Genomic DNA, 20,246 nt, shown 5'->3' with positions numbered 1-20,246 from the left:
GCGGGCCGACCGGGCCGGGGGCGGTGGCCCCGGGGGTCGGCCGCCCCGCCCCGTCTCAGTCCCCGGACCCCCGCCGGCGGATCTTGTTGCCCAGCCAGACCAGCGGGTCGTACTTGCGGTCGGCGACCCGTTCCTTCATCGGGATCAGCGCGTTGTCGGTGATGTGGATGTGCTCCGGACACACGTCCGTGCAGCACTTGGTGATGTTGCACAGGCCGAGCCCGTGCTCCTCCTGCGCGGCCTTTTGCCGGTCCGCCACGTCCAGGGGGTGCATGTCCAACTCGGCGATCCGCATCAGGAAGCGCGGGCCGGAGAACGCCGCCTTGTTGTCCTCGAAGTCGCGGATGACGTGGCACGTGTTCTGGCACAGGAAACACTCGATGCACTTGCGGAACTCCTGCGAGCGCTCCACGTCGACCTGCTGCATCCGGTACTCGCCAGGCTTCAGCCCCTCCGGAGGCGTGAACGAGGGCACCTGCCGGGCCTTCGCGTAGTTGAACGACACGTCGGTGACCAGGTCGCGGATCACCGGGAAGGTGCGCATCGGGGTGACCGTGACCACCTCGTCCGGCGCGAATGTGCTCATCCGGGTCATACACAACAACCGCGGCCGGCCGTTGATCTCCGCGCTGCACGAACCGCACTTGCCCGCCTTGCAGTTCCACCGCACGGCCAGGTCCGGGGCCTGGGTGGCCTGGAGCCGGTGGATGATGTCGAGGACCACCTCGCCCTCGTTCACCTCGACCTTGAAGTCGCGCAGCTCGCCGCCGTCGGTGTCGCCGCGCCAGATGCGGAAGTCCGCCTTGTGGGTCATCAGCCGTCCTTCCCGGGAAGCTCCGCGTCGGTCAGGTACTTCGTCAGCTCGTCCCGCTCGAACAGCTCCAACAGGTCGGCGCGCATCGGCACGGCCTCGCTCCTGGTCAGTCGCACGGACAGGGTCTCTGCGTCGGGGTCGACGATCGAGCACGCCAGCACCACCCGACGCCACTCGGCGGACATCGCCGGGAAGTCGTCGCGGGTGTGCCCGCCGCGGCTCTCCTGCCGCTCCAGGGCCGAGCGCGCCACGCACTCGCAGACCAGGAGCATGTTGCGCAGGTCCAGGGCCAGGTGCCAGCCCGGGTTGTACTGCCGGTGGCCCTCCACGCCCGCCTTGGCCGCGCGCGCCTTGAGCTCCTCCAGGCGGGTCAGCGCCTCGGCCATCTCGCCCTCCCGGCGGATGATGCCGACCAGGTCGTTCATGGTCTGCTGGAGCTCCTGGTGGACCGTGTACGGGTTCTCCGCGCTCTCCACGGCGAACGGTGCCAGTGCCTCGGCCTCGGCCGCCTCCAGCTGCTCCTGCGGGGCCTCGCGCCGTGCCTCGCCGATCTCCTCGGCGTAGCGCGCCGCGTGTTCGCCCGCCCGGCGGCCGAACACCAGCAGATCGGACAGCGAGTTGCCGCCGAGCCGATTGCTGCCGTGCATGCCGCCGGCGACCTCGCCGGCCGCGTACAGGCCGAGCACGCTCGGGGTGGCCGCGGTGTCCGGGTCCACCGCGATCCCGCCCATCACGTAGTGGCAGGTCGGACCCACCTCCATCGCCTCGGCGGTGATGTCCACGTCGGCCAGTTCCTTGAACTGGTGGTACATCGACGGCAGTTTGCGGCGGATCTCCTCGGTGCCGCCGGCCATCCGGCCGACCACGGTCAGGAACACCCCGCCGTGCGGCGAGCCCCGACCGGCCTTGACCTCGGAGTTGATCGCCCGCGCCACCTCGTCCCGGGGCAGCAGTTCGGGCGGGCGCCTGTTGTTCTCCTGGTCGGTGTACCAGCGGTCGCCCTCGTCCGGGGTCCTGGCGTACTTCTCCTTGAACACGGCCGGGATGTAGTCGAACATGAAGCGTTCGCCCTCGGAGTTGAGCAGCACCCCGCCGTCGCCGCGCACCGACTCGGTGACCAGGATCCCCTTCACCGACGGTGGCCAGACCATCCCCGTCGGGTGGAACTGGACGAACTCCATGTTGATCAGAGGCGCGCCCGCGAGCAGCGCGAGCGCCTGCCCGTCGCCCGTGTACTCCCACGAGTTCGAGGTGACTTTGAAACCCTTGCCGATCCCGCCGGTGGCCAGCACCACCGCCGGCGCGTCGAAGACGGTGAAGCGGCCCGACTCGCGCCAATAACCGAACGCGCCGGCGATCCGGTTGCCCGCCTCGGAGCCGGCGTCGGGCACGGTCAGCAGCCGGGTGATCGTGCACTCCTGGAAGACCTTCAGCCGCGCCTCGGGGTCGCCGAACTCGCGTTCGTCCTCCTGCTGGAGCGCGACGATGCGCTGCTGGAGGGTGCGGATCAACTCCAGTCCGGTGCGGTCGCCGACGTGCGCGAGGCGCGGATACTCGTGGCCGCCGAAGTTGCGCTGGCTGATCCGGCCGTCGGCGGTGCGGTCGAACAGCGCGCCCCAGGACTCCAACTCCCAGACGCGGTCCGGGGCTTCCTTGGCGTGCAGCTCGGCCATCCGCCAGTGGTTGAGGAACTTGCCGCCGCGCATGGTGTCGCGGAAGTGCACCTTCCAGCCGTCCTGCGAGTTCACGTTGCCCATCGAGGCGGCGATGCCGCCCTCGGCCATCACGGTGTGGGCCTTGCCGAACAGCGACTTGCAGACCACGGCGGTGCGCAGGCCGCGCGTGCGGGCCTCGATGGCGGCCCGCAATCCGGCGCCGCCCGCGCCGATCACGACCACGTCGTACGAATGACGTTCCACTTCGGACACGAGTGCCACTCCTGTACTGGGCTGGGACGTTGGTGCCGGGGGCGAACAACCGTGCGGGGAGATCGCTCAGAAGAAGCGGGGATCGTCGAAGGCCCCGCTCGCGACCAGGTACACGTACAGGTCGGCGAGCGCGACGCCGAACAGCGAGGCCCAGGCCAGTTCCATGTGCCGGCCGTTGAGCCGGCTGACGAAGCCCCAGAGGCGATACCGCACGGGGTGCTTGGAGAAGTGCTTGAGCTTGCCGCCGACGATGTGCCGACACGAGTGGCAGGACAGCGTGTATGCCCAGATCAGCAGCACGTTCGCGAGCAGCACCAGGGTGCCGAGCCCCATGTGCCCCCAGGCGCCGTGCTCGTCGCGGAACGCGATCAGCACGTCCCAGGTCAGGATCACCGCCACCACCGCCGCGAACCAGAAGAAGTAGCGGTGGATGTTCTGCAGGATCAGCGGGAACCGGGTCTCGCCCGAGTACGAGCCGCGCGGCTCGGGGACCGCGCACGCCGACGGCGACGCCCAGAACCCCCGGTAGTACGCCTTGCGGTAGTAGTAGCAGGTCAGCCGGAAGCCGAGCGGGAAGATCAGGATCAGCAGCGCCGGGGACAGGCTCCACCAGTCGCCGAACAGCGGCGCGTTGGCGCTCATCGGCATGCTGTCGCACTTGGACGCCAGACAGGGCGAGTAGAACGGCGACACATACGGCTCGGCGAAGTAGTCGTCGTTCGCGAACGCCCGCCAGGTCGAGTAGACGATGAACGCGGACAGGATGGTCACGGTCACCGCGGGCGAGAGCCACCAGCGGTCCGTGCGCAGATGTCGCGCCGGGATTTGTGCGCGGCCCGGCGCGTTGGTGCCGGTGCTGCCCGCCGGCCCCGTCGTCCCTGTAGCCAAGACGTCACCTTCCTGTCCGGCGCTGCGGTCGCATGCCGCCCACGCCTTCGTCGTCCGCGTCCGCGAAGATGACCGGGTCGTACGGCAGATCGGACATCACTTCGGTCGGCGTCGGGACGGGCACGACCACGGGTTCGGCCTCGGCGATCGCCTCGCCCACGAAGCCGAGACTGCTCCGAGCCCGCTCCACGTCGTCGCAGAGCCGACGGACGCCGTACGTATCGCCGAGAGTGCGGCGCAGAGCGCGCACCGCGCGTGCCAGTTCGTCGAGCCTGCGCCGGGCAAGGGCCAGGTCCTCGTGCGCCCGAGTCGTCAAGATCGCGCTCACCTCCTGCTTTTCCGGCGCCACGTCGTCGGGGGCCGGGGGATGGGGATGGTGTTGCGGACTTGCCATGGATTCCCGAGGTGGGAACGTCGGCAGTCTGGCGCGAACGATCAATCGAAGGAAAGTGTTTCGCGGATCTCGTCGGTCACAGATCGGGAAAACATGATCGGGAACGGAAAGATCACCGGAATTCGATCTTCGGGAAACAAGATCGAATTCCGGTGATCAGGGGGGATGGGCGATAAAGATCTTCGATCGGGCGAGCCGATCGAGGTTTAACGATCTTGTCGATGTCCGCCGATTGCCGGGTTCGGCGATCGGGCCGACTCAGCGATCGTCGAGGCGCATCGTGGCGGCCGGGCTGGATTCCACCCGGGCGCGGGTCGCGGCGATCCGGGGTCGGCCGGGAAGAATACGTTCCGCCTCGGCCAGCGCCTCCCGGGCGGAGACGATGTCGCCTTCGGCGCATACACACAGCGCGAATGTGCACAATGCGTCGGCATGCCCGGCGCGGGATGCCCGCTTTTCGGTGTCCACCAGGCGTTTGGCGGCGCGTACCGCTTTCGCGGCGTTTCCGTGCAACACCATCAGCAGCGGTTCGTCGTCCTCGGCCTCGAAGCGGATCGTCGCGCCCGAGGGGTGCCGGTACGAATCGCCCGGCTTGCGCAGCGCCTCCTCGGCGGCGGCCAGGTTGTCCGCGAGCGGCACCGTGCCCATGATCAGCGCCTGCACCATGACCTCGCCGAACAACGCGCGGGCGGTGTCCCAGGCCGGATGGCTGGGGCCGATCCGGTCCAGATAGGCCCGGGCGACCGCGGCCGCCGCGGCGTCGTCCGCGTGCGCCTCCAAGGACTGGACACGCGCGAAAGTGCGATAGGGCTCACTTTCCGGCCCGTCGGGGATCAGATCCGCCAATTGTTCGACCAGGGCGACATCTCCGTCGCGATAGGCCTCGGTGGCCCGCTCGTACAGCACCCGCGCCCGCCCCTCGGGGGTGCCCTGATCCGACGGGGCGGGCGTTTCGTCCGCCCCCATATCGGCTGGAACGGGCCCAAAGGTTCCGTCCCGCCGTTCCGCGGCCCGCCGGGACCACCGCTTGCGGATGCGTTCGTTGAAGGACTCGCCAGACTCGCTCACACCTACGGATTGTGCCCTGTACGCCCCCCGAACGGCTTCTCGCGGGCGCCGGCACCGAGCGGCGCGCGTTACTCCCCGTACGATTGACCTTGGCGCCGAGGAGGCAGGCCGGTTCGCGCGATGCCCATCGCACGACCGAGGAGGCCCGCGGTCGCCGGCCGTCCGTAGCATCCCCGACCGAAGCCGAGAGACACGCAGCCGTGCCCACGCGCCATGACATCCGCAACGTCGCCATCGTCGCCCACGTCGACCACGGCAAGACCACCCTCGTCGACGCCATGCTGAAGCAGGCGGGCACGTTCAGTGCCCACCACCAGATGGACGACCGGGTGATGGACTCCAATGACCTGGAGCGCGAGAAGGGCATCACCATTCTCGCGAAGAACACCGCCGTCGCCTATCACCCCAAGGACGGTGGCCCCACGGTCACCATCAACATCATCGACACGCCCGGCCACGCCGACTTCGGCGGAGAGGTGGAGCGCGGCCTGTCGATGGTGGACGGTGTCGTGCTGCTCGTCGACGCGTCGGAGGGACCGCTCCCGCAGACGCGCTTCGTGCTCCGCAAGGCGCTCGCGGCGAAGATGCCGGTCATCCTGTGCATCAACAAGGTCGACCGTCCCGACTCGCGCATCTCCGAGGTCGTCGACGAGACCTACGAGCTGTTCATGGACCTGGACGCCACCGAGGAGCAGATCGAGTTCCCCATCGTCTACGCGTGCGCGCGAGACGGTGTGGCCACGCTCGTGCGCCCCGCCGACGGCACCGTGCCGACCGACAGCGACAGCCTGGAGCCGTTCTTCCAGGCCATCCTCGACTCCATCCCCGCCCCGGAGTACGAGGAGGGCGCGCCGCTCCAGGCCCACGTGACCAACCTGGACGCGTCCAACTTCCTCGGCCGCATCGCGCTGTGCCGCGTGCACCAGGGCACCATCCGCAAGGGCCAGCAGGCCGCGTGGTGCCGGCACGACGGCACCATCGAGCGGGTGAAGATCACCGAGCTGCTGATGACCGACCAGCTCGAGCGCAAGCCCGCCGAGGAGGCCGGCCCCGGAGACATCATCGCCATCGCCGGCATCCCGGACATCATGATCGGCGACACCATCGCCGACCCCGAGGACCCGCGTCCGCTGCCGTTGATCACGGTGGACGAGCCCGCGATCTCGATGACCATCGGCACCAACACCTCGCCGCTGGTCGGCAAGGGGGGCAAGGGCCACAAGGTCACCGCCCGCCTGGTGAAGGACCGCCTGGAGCGCGAGCTGGTCGGCAACGTGTCGCTGCGCGTGCTGCCCACCGAGCGCCCCGACACGTGGGAGGTCCAGGGCCGCGGCGAGCTGGCGCTGGCGATCCTGGTGGAGACCATGCGCCGGGAGGGCTTCGAGCTCACCGTCGGCAAGCCGCAGGTGGTCACCCGCGAGGTGGGCGGCAAGGTCCACGAGCCGGTCGAGCGGCTGACCATCGACTCGCCCGAGGAGTACCTCGGCGCGATCACCCAGCTCCTGGCGTCCCGCAAGGGCCGCATGGAGACGATGACCAACCACGGCACCGGCTGGATCCGGATGGAGTTCGTGGTGCCCGCCCGCGGCCTGATCGGGTTCCGTACCGAGTTCCTCACGGACACCCGCGGCACCGGCATCGCGCACAGCGTGCACGAGGGCTACGAGCCCTGGTTCGGCGAGATCCGGACCCGCAACAACGGCTCCCTGGTGGCCGACCGCGCCGGTGTCGCGACGCCGTTCGCGATGATGAACCTGCAAGAACGCGGCCAGATGTTCGTCGAGCCGACCACCGAGGTGTACGAGGGCATGATCGTCGGCGAGAACTCGCGCGCCGACGACATGGACGTCAACATCACCAAGGAGAAGAAGCTCACGAACATGCGCTCGTCGACCTCCGACGAGACCGAGAAGCTGATCCCGCCGCGCAAGCTGTCGCTGGAGCAGGCCCTCGAGTTCTGCCGTGAGGACGAGTGCATCGAGGTGACCCCGGAGACCGTGCGCATCCGCAAGGTCGTCCTCGATCAGAAGGAGCGGGGCCGCTCGGCCTCGCGTGCCAAGCGCTGATCACACGAAGGACGCCGTTCGGCGACCCGAAACGAGCCGGTGACCTGCGGTCGAACCCGCAGGTCACCGGCTTTTCGCATGCTGAGACCAACTCGATATCTTTGCCCGGTTATATTCGTTATGTTTCCAATGCGATTAACATTTTCGAGCAAAAATCGATCAGATTCGAAACTTCTAACAAACCTAAATGGCGAATATCTTTCGCTCTCGGGTTTAGTATGACTGTCCTCTTGACGACACGGTAATTGGGTTGCGAGAGTCCGTGCGGCCACCAAACCAAACGGAATCCGGTCGCACTCGACCGCGACTCGGGGGTATTTGCAGTCATGACCATGCAACCCCAGCTGGTCCCGGAGGCGGGAGGATCCCCGAATCCGGGAACGCCCGACTCACCGCTCTCCGAAGCGGGGGTCGCGGCGGCACCGCAAGAGGTGGTCGGGCGATCGCCCGGCCAGCTCGCCTGGCGGCGTTTCCGCAAGGATCGCAGCGGCGTCATATCCGCGTCGATCGTGATTTTCTTTTTCTTGATCGCTTTCGCTGCGCCATTGATCGAAAAGCTGTACGGAAAGGACCCGTACACACGTTACGGGCAGATCCACCCGGGCCTGCTCAACGAGGTCGGCGCGCCCATCGCGCCCAACGGCGGCATCTCGGGCGAGCACTGGTTCGGCATCGAACCCGCGGTCGGTCGGGACGTGCTGATGCAGCTCGTGTACGGGATCCGTACCTCGCTGCTGCTCGCCGTGGTCGTGGTGATCATCGTGACGGTGGTCGGCACCGTCCTGGGCATCACCGCCGGATACCTCGGCGGCAAGGTGGACTACGTGATCAGCCGGGTGATCGACACCCTGCTGGCGATGCCCTCGCAGTTGTTCTTCATCGCGTTCACCCCGATCGTGCTCGCGCTGTTCGTCAGCGAGCGCGAGACGACACCGACGATGCTCCGGGCGACGGCCCTGATCATCGTGCTGTCGTTGTTCGGCTGGACCCGGATCGCCCGCATCCTGCGGGGCCAGGTCCTGTCGATGCGCGAACGCGAGTACATCGAGGCGGCGAAGGTCAGCGGGGCGGGATCCGGGCGGATCATCTTCAAGGAACTCCTGCCCAACCTGTGGACCCCGATCCTGATCGTCGCCACGCTCGACCTGCCGACATACGTGACCACCGAGGCGGCGCTGTCCTTCCTCGGGGTCGGCATGACCGAACCCACCCCGGACTGGGGTCGGATGATCAACAAGGGTTTCGAAGGCATGCAGAGCGACGTCACCTACCTGGCCTTCCCGGCCATCGCGATGGTGATCTTCGTCCTCGCCTTCAACCTCCTCGGCGATTCGGTACGCGACGCGCTCGACCCCAAGTCGAACCGATGACCGGCCGGGGTCCACGCGCGGGCCGATCGTGCCCGTCGTGACCCCGGAGCCTGCGCAACCGCTCCTGCGTACGTCCCACCGCCGCGGCACCTGGGCCCGGTGAACGGTTTCTTGGATGAGGGGATCACATGACATCGACGGGGAAGCGCCGATTCGTCGCGCTGTTCGCGGTAGGGGCCCTCGCGGCCTCGGCCTCCGCGTGCAGCAGCGGCGGCGGAGACAAGAAGGACAACACGGCGAAACCCTCCGCCAAGACGGCGTCCGTCGTGATCGGCACCGCAGCCGACTCGAAGGGCCCGGCGGCCGAGGTACCGGGCGCCAAGAAGGGCGGCGTGGCCGGCGTCCTCAACCGCACCGGCTTCTCGCACCTGGACCCGGGTCGCGCCTACGTCAGCAACCTGATGACGGTGTCCGAGCTGATCTCGCGCCGGCTGACCACCTACAAGCGCGAGGGTGACAAGACCACCCTCGTCGGTGACCTGGCGACCGACACCGGCACCACCACCGACGGTGGCAAGACCTGGAAGTACACGCTCAAGGACAACCTGAAGTACGAGGACGGCACGCCGATCGTGGCCGCCGACGTCAAGTACGGCGTCGAGCGCATGTTCAACAAGGCGTGGAACGAGGGTCCGGTCTGGATCCAGGGCTGGCTGACCGGCTCGGACAAGTACTGGGAGACCTACCCCGGTCCGTACGACGGCGCCGAGCTGCCGAACGACAAGATCGAGGTTCCGGACGCGAAGACGATCATCTTCCATCTGGCCTCGCCGCAGGGCGACTTCCCCTTCGCCGCCGCGATGGGCACCACCGCTCCGATGCCCAAGTCGAAGGACACCAAGGAGCAGATCGACACCAAGCCGTTCGCCAGCGGCCCGTACAAGATCACCACGCACGAGCCGGACAAGCAGCTGATCCTGGACAAGAACCCGAACTGGGACCCGGCCAGCGACTCGGTGCGCCACCAGTACGTGGACCAGTTCAAGTTCGAGATGGGCATCCCGGGCGCGACGCAGTTCCAGCGGCTGACCGCCGCGGCCGGCAGCGACGCCGCCGCGTTCACCCTGAACGAGCGTCCCGACGCCAACTTCGCCCAGCAGATCGCCACCGACCCGGCGCTGAAGAACCGGGTCACGGACGGCATCGGCCCGTACGCGAACCGGTTCGACATCAACAACCTGCGGATCACCGACGTCAACGTCCGCAAGGCGATGGCGATCGCGTTCCCGCGCCAGTCCGCGCGACTGGCCGAGGGTGGCCCGACCGCGGGCGACTTCTCCACCACCATCGCCTCGCCCACCCAGCTGGGCTACGCGCCGTACAAGAGCCTGTTCGACGGTCTGCCGCCGGACGGCGACCAGGCCAAGGCCAAGCAGATGCTGGAGGCCGCGGGCAAGGTCGGCCAGAAGGTCGTGCTGTGCATCAACACGACCAAGGTCCAGCAGGAGCGCGCGCTGCCGATCATGGACATGCTCGGCAAGGCCGGCTTCCAGATGGAGCGCAAGGAGATCTCCGACAAGGAGTACTACGACGTCATCGGCAAGCTCGACACGCCGTGTGACCTCTACTGGGCGGGCTGGGGAGCGGACTGGCCGACCGGCTCGACCGTCTACACCCCGGTGTACGACAGCCGCCAGGTGCTCGACAACGGCCAGAACTACGCCAAGTACAAGAACCCGGCCGTGGACGCGGAGATCGACCGCATCCTGAAGATCACCGACACCAACGCGCAGGCCGTCGAGTGGATGAAGCTCGACGAGAAGATCATGCAGGACGTGCCGTCCATCCCGTACATCTACCAGCGTCACCGCCTGGTGTACGGCCCGCAGATCGGCGGCGCCGCGCTCAACTCCAAGGGCGCGATCGACCTGAACAACATCTTCATCAAGTAGCCGTCAGGCCCGTCGGCGGTCGATCCGCCCGTCGGTCGGTCGGTCCGACCGGATCGATCGCCGGGGGCACATCGCGGAGGAAGACCGGCCTCATGCTTCGATTCCTGGTCCGGCGGCTGCTCGGCGTAGCGGCGATCCTGCTTGTCGTCAGCCTCATCACGTTCTACCTGTTCTTCGCCGCCTCCGGCGAGGACTCGGTCGTGCGCCTGTCGTGTGGCAAGAACTGCACGCCAGAGATGCGCGAGACGGTCCGGCACAACCTCGGCCTGACCAAACCGCTCCTGGAGCAGTATTGGATCTTCATATCCGGGATCTTCGCCGGCCGTAACATCGGTGAGAAAACCTGCAACTTCCCGTGTCTGGGCTACTCGTTCGCCAACAACCAGAACGTCGCGCACACGGTGGCGGACCGCTTCCCGACCACGGTGTCGCTGGCCATCGGCGCGGTCGTGCTGTTCATGACGCTGGGTATCGGTCTGGGCATCCTGGCCGCGATGCGACGGGGCAAGAAGACCGACAAGGTCGCCACGGGCTTTGCGTTGCTCAGCGGTTCGGCACCGATCTACGTGCTCGGGCCCCTGTTCATCTATCTCTTCGTCCAGCAGTTGGGCTGGATGGATCGACCGCAGTATCACCAGTTCACCGACGATCCGTTCGAATGGGCATCGGGACTGCTGTTGCCGTGGATCTGTCTGATGACCATCCACATGGCCATGTACGTCCGCCTCACCAGATCCACGATGGTGGACGTGTTGTCCGAGGACTACGTACGAACACTCAAGGCCAAGGGCCTGTCCGGACGCAGCGTGTACATCAAACACGCCTTCCGGGGCGCGCTCAGCCCGATCGTCACCGTGCTCGGCGTGGACATCGGCGTGCTGATGAGCGGCACGATCATCACCGAGAGCACCTTCAGCCTGCACGGCATCGGCATGCTCGCGGTCACCTCGGTGACCGACTCCGACCTGCCGATGATGATGGGCGTGGTGGTCATCGCGGCCAGCTTCACGATGCTCGCGAATCTCGTGGTGGACCTGTTGTACGCCGTCATCGATCCACGGGTCCGGCTCTCGTGAGAGGGCGGCGTCCGATGAGTCAGCGTCACCGTCCACCAGCCGCAGGGGCCGAGGAGCAGGGCATGGCCGCGAGTACCGATACCACCGCCGATCAGCCGACCGGCAAGGCCGAGACCGCCGGGAAGGCGGGGGCGTCCGCCCGCGCCGACGGCACCGACGCGTTCTTGTCGGTGCGCGATCTGCGGGTGCACTTCTCCACCGACGACGGCGTGGTCAAGGCCGTGGACGGGTTGTCCTTCGACGTCGAGAAGGGCCGCACGCTCGGCATCGTCGGCGAGTCCGGCTCGGGCAAGTCGGTGTCCTCGTTGACCATCCTGGGGCTGCACAACCGGGAGAAGACGAAGATCGAGGGCGAGATCCGGTTCGACGGCCGCGAGCTGATCACCATGCCGGAGCGCAAGCTGCGCGACCTGCGCGGGCGGCGGATCTCGATGATCTTCCAGGACCCGCTCACCGCGCTGTCGCCGTTCTACACGGTGGGCGAGCAGATCGCCGAGTCCTATCGGCGGCACCTGGGTGCCAATCGCAGCGACGCGCACGCGCGGGCGATCGAGATGCTGGACCGCGTCGGCATCCCGAATCCCAAGACCCGGGTGAACGACTACCCGCACCACTTCTCCGGCGGCATGCGCCAGCGCGCGATGATCGCGATGTCGCTGGTGTGCGACCCGGACCTGCTGATCGCCGACGAGCCGACGACCGCGCTCGACGTGACGGTCCAGGCGCAGATCCTGGATCTGCTCCGCGACCTCCAGGACGAGTTCGGCACCGCGATCCTGTTCATCACCCACGACCTCGGCGTGATTGCCCAGATGGCGCACGACGTGCTGGTGATGTACGCGGGACGCAGCGTGGAGAAGGGCACCGTGCGCGAGGTGCTGAAGAATCCGCGGCACCCGTACACGTGGGGGCTGCTGTCCTCGATGCCCAATCTCTCCGGTGACGTCGACATTCCGCTGCGGCCGGTGCGCGGTACGCCGCCGAGCCTGCTGGCGCCGCCGTCGGGTTGTCCCTTCCATCCGCGGTGCGACTACGCCGACGTGGTGGGGGGCGAGCGGTGCCGGACCGAGCCGCCGGTCCTGGCGCTGTCCGAGGGGCGCGGGTCGGCCTGTCACCTGAGCGCCGAGGACAAGCAGCGGATCTTCATCGACGACGTCCGCCCGCTGCTCGGTTGATCGCCGAGGCTCGGCCGACGGCAGAAAGCAGGAGAACGACGATGACCGAGACGATCAGCGAGACCCCGGCGCCGGCTCCGGACCCCGCGCCGAAGTCGCCCGGCGAACCGCTGCTCGACGTACGGGGGCTGGTCAAGTACTTCCCCGTCAAGGGCGGCGGCCTGGTCCGTCGCAAGATGCTCAACGTGCGTGCGGTGGACGGGATCGACCTGTCCGTGGCGGCGGGGGAGAGCGTGGGCCTGGTCGGCGAGTCCGGGTGTGGCAAGTCCACCACCGGTCGGCTGATCAGCCGGTTGCTCGAGCCCACCGGCGGCACGATCCACTACGACGGCAACGACATCACGCACGCGACCCGCAAGCAGATCGCCCCGATCCGCAGCCAGATCCAGATGATCTTCCAGGACCCGTACTCGTCGCTGAACCCGCGTCAGACGGTCGGCGCGATCGTGAGTTCGCCGATGGAGGTCAACGGGATCAACCCCGAGGGTGGCCGGAAAAAGCGGGTGCAGGAGCTGTTGGAACGTGTCGGTCTCAACCCCGAGCACTACAACCGTTTCCCGCACGAGTTCTCCGGTGGCCAGCGGCAGCGGATCGGGATCGCCCGCGCGCTCGCGCTCCAGCCGCGGTTGATCGTGGCCGACGAGCCGGTGTCCGCGCTCGACGTGTCCATCCAGGCGCAGGTGGTCAACCTGCTCCAAGGCCTGCAGCGGGACATGGGCATCGCGTTCGTGTTCATCGCGCACGACCTCGCGGTGGTCCGGCACTTCTCCCAGCGGGTGGCGGTGATGTACCTCGGCAAGATCGTCGAGATTGCCGACCGCACGTCGCTGTACGCGAACCCGCACCACCCGTACACGCACACGCTGCTCGCCGCGGTGCCGGAGACGGACCCGGACAAGAGCGGAAACCGGACACGGGTGCACGCCTTCGGCGACATGCCCAGTCCGATCAACCCGCCGTCCGGCTGCCGCTTCCGGACCCGCTGCCCCAAGGCGCAGGACGTGTGCGCGAACGAGGAGCCCCCGCTGATCGGGATCGACACGTTGCTCGCGGGCCACCGGGTGGCGTGCCACTTCCCCGGTCCGCTGGAGGCGACCGCCAAGGCGGAGGAGACGATGCCCGAGGAGCGGATCGAGGCGGCGCTGGAGGCCGGCATCACGACCGACCCGGAGTAACGACGCATCGCCGTGACGGCGAATCGTCATACCGCACCCGAGAACGGGATGCCACCGATTTGGTGACATCCCGTTTTTCGTGCTTTCCTGCAGGTCAGCTACGCGCGTTGAACCCGATACGACCAGTCGGTCCGCGCCGTCTCGGCCGAGCGAGTACCGTCACGCTCCGTAGCGTTTCTCGCTTTGTGAGACGAGGTAGGGGCGTCTTATGGGTGTTCGTTCATCGGACTGTATGCTCCGGGCAGCGGTACATGGTGTCCGTTTGATACGGCTTCGTTACTGGTCTCATATGTCTGGGTTTCGAGATTGATCACGGATTTACGTGATCAAACTGAAACCTGCAGGGGATTGGTCACGGCCAATCGGTGACGGATAGTGGATCCGCTTGTGCTCGGAACCTGGTCACGCGCTCGGGGGCGCCGACTCTACGAGCAGCTGTGACGGATGCTTCCCGCTCGGGTGGCCCCGTTGCACTTCACTTCGGTAGTGATTCCATGAGGAGGCAACCCATGCGCGGAACAACGCGCGTGAAGTGGGTCGTCGGTGTGGCCGTTCTGGGCCTGGCCGCGACTGCGTGTGGCAGCAGCAGCGACGACAAGAAGGACGACAAGGGCGGCGGCGGTGGCGGCAACAACGGCCTGCCCGCCGGCTACTACTCGGCCTACAGCACCGAGCCGCAGAACCCTCTCCAGCCCGCGAACTCGAACGAGAACGGCGGCTTCTACCCGCTTCAGCTCATGTTCCGCGGTCTGTACACGTACGACTCCAAGACCGGCCAGCCCGTGCCGGCCATGGCGGAGTCGGTGGAGTCCACGGACTCGATCAACTACACGGTGAAGATCAAGTCCGGGTGGACCTTCCACAACGGCGAGCCGGTCACCGCGAAGTCCTACGTGGACGCCTGGAACTGGGGCGCCGTCTCCACGAACAAGCAGATCAACGCGAGCCCCTGGTTCGAGAAGATCGAGGGCTACGAAGCGACTCACCCCAAGGAGGGTGAGCCCACCAGCAAGGAGCTGAGCGGCCTCAAGGTCGTGGACGACAAGACGTTCACGATCAAGCTGGTCCAGGCGTACTCGTCCTTCAAGGCGAGCCTCGGCTACGTGGTCTACTCGCCGCTGCCGCAAGAGTTCTTCAAGGACCCGGCGAAGTACGGCGAGGCACCGATCGGCAACGGCCCGTTCCAGCTCGACACCGCCAACGGCGGCTGGAACCACAAGAAGTCGCTGACCGTGAAGAAGTACGACAAGTACGCCGGTACGGACAAGCCGAAGTCGAACGGCGTGCAGCTCCAGTTCTACACGTCCTACGACGCCGGTTACACCGCGCTGCGTGACAACAAGCTCGACGTGATCGACCAGATTCCGACGTCGGCGATCGGCAGCTTCAAGAAGGACCTGGGCGAGCGCGCGATCGAGGCCCCGCAGTTCTCGATCCAGAAGATCGGCTTCCCGCTGTACGACGCCGGCTGGGGCGCGCCGGGCAAGGAGAAGGTCCGTCAGGGCCTCTCCATGGCGATCGACCGGGCGAGCATCGTCAAGGCGATCTACAAGGGCGCCGAGCAGCCGGCGACCGACTGGCTGGCCCCGAACATCCCGGGTTACAGCAAGGACATCACCGGCGAGCTGACCAAGTACGACCCGGTCAAGGCCAAGCAGCTGGTCAAGGACGGCGGCGGCATCCCCGGTGGCAAGCTCACCATCGCCACCAACGCGGACGGCCCGCACAAGGAATGGGTCACCGCGGTCTGCAACAGCATCAACGAGGTCATCGGGCAGGGCTCCTGCGAGCCGAAGCTCTACCCCGAGTTCGGTGTCGCGCGCAAGGACATCTCGGGTAAGAAGATGACCGGCGCGTACCGTACCGGCTGGCGCGGCGACTACCCGTTCCCGGACAACTTCCTCGCCGACATCTACCAGACCGGTGCCGCGTCCAACGACGCGGGCTACTCCAGCCCGATCTTCGACGACCTGGCCAAGCGCGCGAGCGCCGCTTCCGACCAGACCGAGGCCATCAAGCTCTGGCAGGACGCCGAGCGGCAGTTGGCGAAGGACGTCCCGTCGATCCCGCTGTGGTACTACGTGACCAAGGGCGGCTCCTCGACCAAGGTCTCCAACGTTCAAATCGACCCGTACGGCAACCCGGTCTGGACCGAGGTCACCGTCAAGTAGCGATCCGGATATGACCCGGCACCGACCACGGTCCGGCCGCACCGCAATCGGTGCGGCCGGATCTTGGCGGTGACGGGCCGGGCCGGCGACGTGCGATCCACGACGCCGGCCTGGGTCCGATCCTCGCTTCGGGCCGACGACGACAGCAGGAGGCTGGCATGGGGCGTTATGTCGTACGGCGACTGCTCCAGATGATCCCGGTGTTCATCGGGACCACGTTCTTGATCTATTACATGGTGTACCAGCTGGGTGGCGACCCCATCTCGGCCATGTTCGGCGACAAGGGTGCCGACCCTGTCTTCGTGCGCCTGAAGCGGGAAGAGTTCCACCTGAACGACCCGCTGATCGTGCAGTACTGGTACTACATCACCGACCTGCTCCAGGGTAATTTCGGGACCAGCTTCAACGGTCGTCCCGTGTCCGAGGAGCTGAAGCGCGCCTTCCCGGTGTCGATCCGGCTCGCCATGATCGCCTTCGCGATCGAGGTCGTCATCGGTGTCGGCCTCGGCCTGTTGTCCGGCCTGCGCCGCGGCAAGCTGGCGGACACCGTGGTCCTCGCGGGCACCCTGGTGGTCATCTCGATCCCGGTGTTCGTGCTCGGTACCGTCGCGCAGTTCTGGCTCGGCAGCGAGTGGGGCATCTTCGAAGCCACCGCGAGTGTGGGCGACCCGACCTGGAGTCAGTTGGTCCTGCCCGGCATCGTGCTCGGTTCGCTTTCGCTGGCCTTCGTCGCCCGATTGACCCGAACCAGCGTCGCGGAGAACATGCGCGCGGACTACGTGCGTACGGCCACGGCCAAGGGTCTCCCGCGCCGCCGCGTGGTCACCCGCCACCTGCTGCGCAACTCGCTCATTCCCGTGGTGACGTTCCTGGGCGCCGACCTCGGCGCGCTGATGGCCGGCGCGATCGTGACCGAGGGCATCTTCAACGTCGACGGTGTCGGCCGCCTGATCTACCTCGCGGTCACCAAGCACGAGAGCTCGACAGTGGTCGGCGCGGTGGCGGCACTGGTGATGATCTATCTGGTCATGAACCTGATCGTCGACCTGCTGTACGCCGTCCTGGACCCGAGGATCCGGTATGCCTGACATGAACAAGCAGCAGCGCGAACAGCTGCCGACGGCGAGCGACGAGCAGCCCCAGTTCGGCTCGATCGAGAACCCCGGTCTGATGTTGGCGGACGAAGAGGGCACGACGCTGGAGAAGCGCGGCGCCTACGCGGCCCCCGATGTCCAGGGCCCGCAGAGCAAGCCCCGCGGCGCGTGGGGCGAGGCGTGGCGCGAGCTGCGGCACAACCCGAGTTTCTACGTCTCCGGCGTGCTGCTGGTGTTCCTGATCTTCATGGCGTTCTTCCCGGGCGTGTTCACCGACATCGATCCGCGGCACTGTCCGATTTTGGACACCAACAAGGATCCGTCGGGAGACCACTGGTTCGGCACCAACGTCCAGGGTTGCGACGTCTATGCCCGCACCGTGTTCGGTGCTCGCGCGTCGATCATCGTCGGTGTCGCCACGACCGCGCTGATCGTGGTCATAGGCGGTCTCATCGGCGCGTTGTCCGGCTACTTCGGCGGGTGGCTGGACACCATTCTGGCCCGCGTGACGGACATCTTCTTCGGCATCCCGCTGCTGCTCGCGGCGCTGGTGTTCATGAGCGCGTTCAAGGACCGCACCGTGTGGACCGTGGTGATGGCGCTCGGCATCTTCGGTTGGATGCAGATCGCGCGCATCATGCGTGGTTCGGTGATCACCGTGAAGAAGTCCGACTACGTGGTGGCCGCCAAGGCGCTCGGCGCCGGCACCGGCCGCATCCTGAGTCGGCACGTGCTGCCCAACGCGGTCGCCCCGGTGATCGTGGTCGCGACCATCTCGCTCGGCACCTTCATCGCCACCGAGGCGACGCTGTCGTTCCTCGGTATCGGGCTGCCGCCCACCGAGATCTCGTGGGGTGCGGACATCAGCTCGGCGACCACCGCGCTGCGCGACTCGCCGTACCAGCTGATCTTCCCGTCGATCTTCCTGTCGGTCACGGTGTTCAGCTTCATCCTGCTCGGCGACGCGGTGCGCGACGCCCTCGACCCGAAGCTCCGCTGAGGGAGGGGACAGACAAGTGACGACGATCGACACGAAGAACAAGCCCGAGGGACCGGGCTCGGCAGCCACCGCGCCGCTGCTCGAAGTGGACAACCTGCATGTCGAGTTCCGCACCCGCGAGGGTGTGGCCAAGGCGATCAACGGTGTCTCGTACGACGTCAGCGCCGGCGAGACGCTCGCCGTGCTCGGCGAGTCCGGTTCGGGCAAGTCGGTGACCGCGCAGACGATCATGGGCATCCTGGACATGCCGCCGGGGCACATCACCGGCGGCGAGATCCGGTTCCACGGCAAGGACATGCTCAAGATGTCCAAGGAGGAGCGCCGGAAGATCCGCGGCCAGAAGATCTCGATGATCTTCCAGGACGCGCTCTCCGCGCTCAACCCGGTGTACTCGGTCGGCTTCCAGCTGGCCGAGATGTTCACCGTGCACCGCGGCATGTCGCGCAAGGACGCCAAGCTCAAGGCGATCGACCTGATGGACCAGGTGCGCATCCCGGCGGCCAAGGATCGGGTGAACGACTACCCGCACCAGTTCTCCGGCGGTATGCGCCAGCGCATCATGATCGCCATGGCGCTTGCGCTCGACCCCGAGCTGATCATCGCGGACGAGCCGACCACCGCGCTCGACGTGACCGTCCAGGCGCAGGTCATGGACCTGCTCGCGGAGTTGCAGCGCGAGCGGAACATGGGTCTGATCCTGATCACCCACGACCTCGGCGTGGTCGCCGACGTCGCGGACAAGATCGCGGTCATGTACGCGGGTCGGATCGTCGAGCAGGCGCCGGTGCGGGAGCTGTACCGCCAGCCCACGCACCCGTACACCAAGGGTCTGCTGGAGTCGATCCCGCGCCTGGACCACAAGGGTCGCGAGCTGTACGCGATCAAGGGTCTGCCGCCGAACCTGATGCGTATCCCGTCCGGCTGCGCGTTCAACCCGCGCTGCCCGTACGCGCAGGACATCTGTCGCAGCGACGTTCCGCCGCTGCACGAGATCTCGGTCGGTCGGGGCAGCGCGTGCCACTTCTGGGAGACCGTGATGGAGGGAGAAGTCCGTGGCTGAGTCCCCGAACGGCGCGACCGCCGCCGATGTGCGCAAGGCCGTTCAGCCGGTGGCGAGTGGCGAGCCGATCCTTCAGGTGCGGGGGCTGGTCAAGCACTTCCCGATCACCCAGGGCATCCTCTTCCAGAAGAAGATCGGCGCGGTCAAGGCCGTCGACGGCGTCACCTTCGACCTGATGAAGGGCGAGACGCTGGGCCTGGTCGGCGAGTCGGGTTGTGGCAAGTCCACGGTGGCCCGACTGCTGATGAACCTGGAGTCGATCACCAAGGGCAGCGTCCTGTACAAGGGCGAGGACCTGGCGAAGTTGTCGGGGCGCGCGCTCAAGGCGGTGCGCCGCAACATCCAGATGGTCTTCCAGGACCCGTACACCTCGCTGAACCCGAGGATGACGGTCGCCGACATCGTCGGCGAGCCGTACGACATCCACCCGGAGGTCGCCCCCCGCGGCGACCGCAAGCGGCGGGTGCAGGAACTGCTCGACCTGGTCGGGCTGAACCCGGAGCACATCAACCGGTATCCGCACCAGTTCTCCGGCGGCCAGCGCCAGCGCATCGGGATCGCCCGGGGCCTCGCGCTCAACCCGGAGATCATCATCGCGGACGAGCCGGTCTCCGCGCTGGACGTGTCGGTGCAGGCGCAGGTGGTCAACCTGCTGGAGAAGCTGCAGAACGAACTGGGTCTGTCGTACCTGTTCATCGCGCACGACCTGTCCGTGGTGCGGCACATCTCGGACCGGGTCGCGGTGATGTACCTGGGCCGGATCGCCGAGATCGGCACCGACGCGCAGATCTACGACCACCCGACACACCCGTACACCCAGGCGCTGCTGTCGGCGGTGCCGGTGCCGGACCCGGACGGGCGCGAGCACCGCGAGCGGATCATCCTCACCGGTGACGTGCCGTCGCCGGCGAACCCGCCGTCGGGCTGCCGGTTCCGCACCCGGTGCTGGAAGGCGCAGGACATCTGCGCCGAGCAGGAGCCGCTGCTGCAGATCCGCACCGGCCTGGACGGACTGGCCGCGCACGACAGCGCGTGCCACTTCGCCGAGGAGAAGGACATCGTCGGCGCGGCCTGA

Annotated in this window: 16 protein-coding genes; 11 read left to right on the top strand and 5 right to left on the bottom strand. The window is 67.1% G+C overall.

Annotated elements, in window-relative coordinates; all coding sequences use genetic code 11:
- Positions 1-55: 55 nt before the first annotated feature.
- The 5 genes from ACWGR4_RS23580 to ACWGR4_RS23560 form a co-directional block, all read right to left on the bottom strand.
- Positions 56-814 (bottom strand): succinate dehydrogenase/fumarate reductase iron-sulfur subunit, encoded by a 759-nt coding sequence (locus ACWGR4_RS23580; protein WP_379999705.1) that lies wholly within the window; start codon positions 812-814, stop codon positions 56-58.
- Complete coding sequence (locus ACWGR4_RS23575; protein ID WP_452131322.1) at positions 814-2,742, bottom strand: fumarate reductase/succinate dehydrogenase flavoprotein subunit; 1,929 nt, start codon at positions 2,740-2,742, stop codon at positions 814-816. The genes ACWGR4_RS23580 and ACWGR4_RS23575 overlap by 1 nt, the downstream gene beginning before the upstream one ends.
- A gap of 66 nt (positions 2,743-2,808) precedes the next feature.
- Positions 2,809-3,630 (bottom strand): hypothetical protein, encoded by an 822-nt coding sequence (locus ACWGR4_RS23570; protein WP_452131321.1) that lies wholly within the window; start codon positions 3,628-3,630, stop codon positions 2,809-2,811.
- A gap of 4 nt (positions 3,631-3,634) precedes the next feature.
- Positions 3,635-3,958 (bottom strand): hypothetical protein, encoded by a 324-nt coding sequence (locus ACWGR4_RS23565; protein WP_452131320.1) that lies wholly within the window; start codon positions 3,956-3,958, stop codon positions 3,635-3,637.
- A 324-nt stretch (positions 3,959-4,282) separates the two neighbouring features.
- Positions 4,283-4,990, bottom strand: a complete 708-nt coding sequence (locus tag ACWGR4_RS23560) for a hypothetical protein (protein ID WP_452131319.1) — start codon at positions 4,988-4,990, stop codon at positions 4,283-4,285.
- Between the two features lie 302 nt (positions 4,991-5,292).
- Between ACWGR4_RS23560 and typA the strand changes: the two genes are divergently transcribed.
- The 11 genes from typA (at position 5,293) to ACWGR4_RS23505 (ending at position 20,246) form a co-directional block, all read left to right on the top strand.
- Positions 5,293-7,158: a translational GTPase TypA gene (gene typA, locus ACWGR4_RS23555; RefSeq protein WP_380000026.1), complete on the top strand. Its 1,866-nt coding sequence runs from the start codon at positions 5,293-5,295 to the stop codon at positions 7,156-7,158.
- A 326-nt stretch (positions 7,159-7,484) separates the two neighbouring features.
- On the top strand, positions 7,485-8,528 hold the full coding sequence (locus tag ACWGR4_RS23550) for an ABC transporter permease (protein ID WP_379999716.1): 1,044 nt from the start codon (positions 7,485-7,487) through the stop codon (positions 8,526-8,528).
- Between the two features lie 128 nt (positions 8,529-8,656).
- Entirely contained in the window at positions 8,657-10,420 is a 1,764-nt protein-coding gene (locus ACWGR4_RS23545) for an ABC transporter substrate-binding protein (RefSeq protein ID WP_379999718.1), read from the top strand.
- Positions 10,421-10,512: 92 nt separating this feature from the next.
- Positions 10,513-11,496: an ABC transporter permease gene (locus ACWGR4_RS23540; protein WP_379999720.1), complete on the top strand. Its 984-nt coding sequence runs from the start codon at positions 10,513-10,515 to the stop codon at positions 11,494-11,496.
- Between the two features lie 62 nt (positions 11,497-11,558).
- Entirely contained in the window at positions 11,559-12,671 is a 1,113-nt protein-coding gene (locus tag ACWGR4_RS23535; RefSeq protein WP_379999722.1) for an ABC transporter ATP-binding protein, read from the top strand.
- Positions 12,672-12,712: 41 nt separating this feature from the next.
- Positions 12,713-13,846: an ABC transporter ATP-binding protein gene (locus ACWGR4_RS23530; RefSeq protein WP_379999724.1), complete on the top strand. Its 1,134-nt coding sequence runs from the start codon at positions 12,713-12,715 to the stop codon at positions 13,844-13,846.
- A gap of 509 nt (positions 13,847-14,355) precedes the next feature.
- The gene (locus tag ACWGR4_RS23525) at positions 14,356-16,017 is read left to right on the top strand and encodes a peptide ABC transporter substrate-binding protein (protein ID WP_452133349.1); all 1,662 of its coding nucleotides are present in this window, start codon (positions 14,356-14,358) and stop codon (positions 16,015-16,017) included.
- Between the two features lie 158 nt (positions 16,018-16,175).
- Positions 16,176-17,105 carry an ABC transporter permease gene (locus ACWGR4_RS23520; RefSeq protein ID WP_452133348.1) on the top strand — a complete coding sequence of 310 codons (930 nt, stop codon included), beginning with the start codon at positions 16,176-16,178 and terminating at the stop codon, positions 17,103-17,105.
- Complete coding sequence (locus ACWGR4_RS23515; protein WP_452133347.1) at positions 17,098-18,111, top strand: ABC transporter permease; 1,014 nt, start codon at positions 17,098-17,100, stop codon at positions 18,109-18,111. The genes ACWGR4_RS23520 and ACWGR4_RS23515 overlap by 8 nt, the downstream gene beginning before the upstream one ends.
- A 16-nt stretch (positions 18,112-18,127) precedes the next feature.
- Positions 18,128-19,171 carry an oligopeptide/dipeptide ABC transporter ATP-binding protein gene (locus ACWGR4_RS23510; protein ID WP_439675347.1) on the top strand — a complete coding sequence of 348 codons (1,044 nt, stop codon included), beginning with the start codon at positions 18,128-18,130 and terminating at the stop codon, positions 19,169-19,171.
- Positions 19,164-20,246: an ABC transporter ATP-binding protein gene (locus ACWGR4_RS23505; protein ID WP_452133346.1), complete on the top strand. Its 1,083-nt coding sequence runs from the start codon at positions 19,164-19,166 to the stop codon at positions 20,244-20,246. The genes ACWGR4_RS23510 and ACWGR4_RS23505 overlap by 8 nt, the downstream gene beginning before the upstream one ends.

The sequence above is a fragment of the Embleya sp. NPDC055664 genome, from assembly GCF_053618075.1.
The sequence above is the reverse complement of the archived record's forward strand: the minus strand, read 5'-3'. Positions and strand labels throughout refer to the sequence as shown.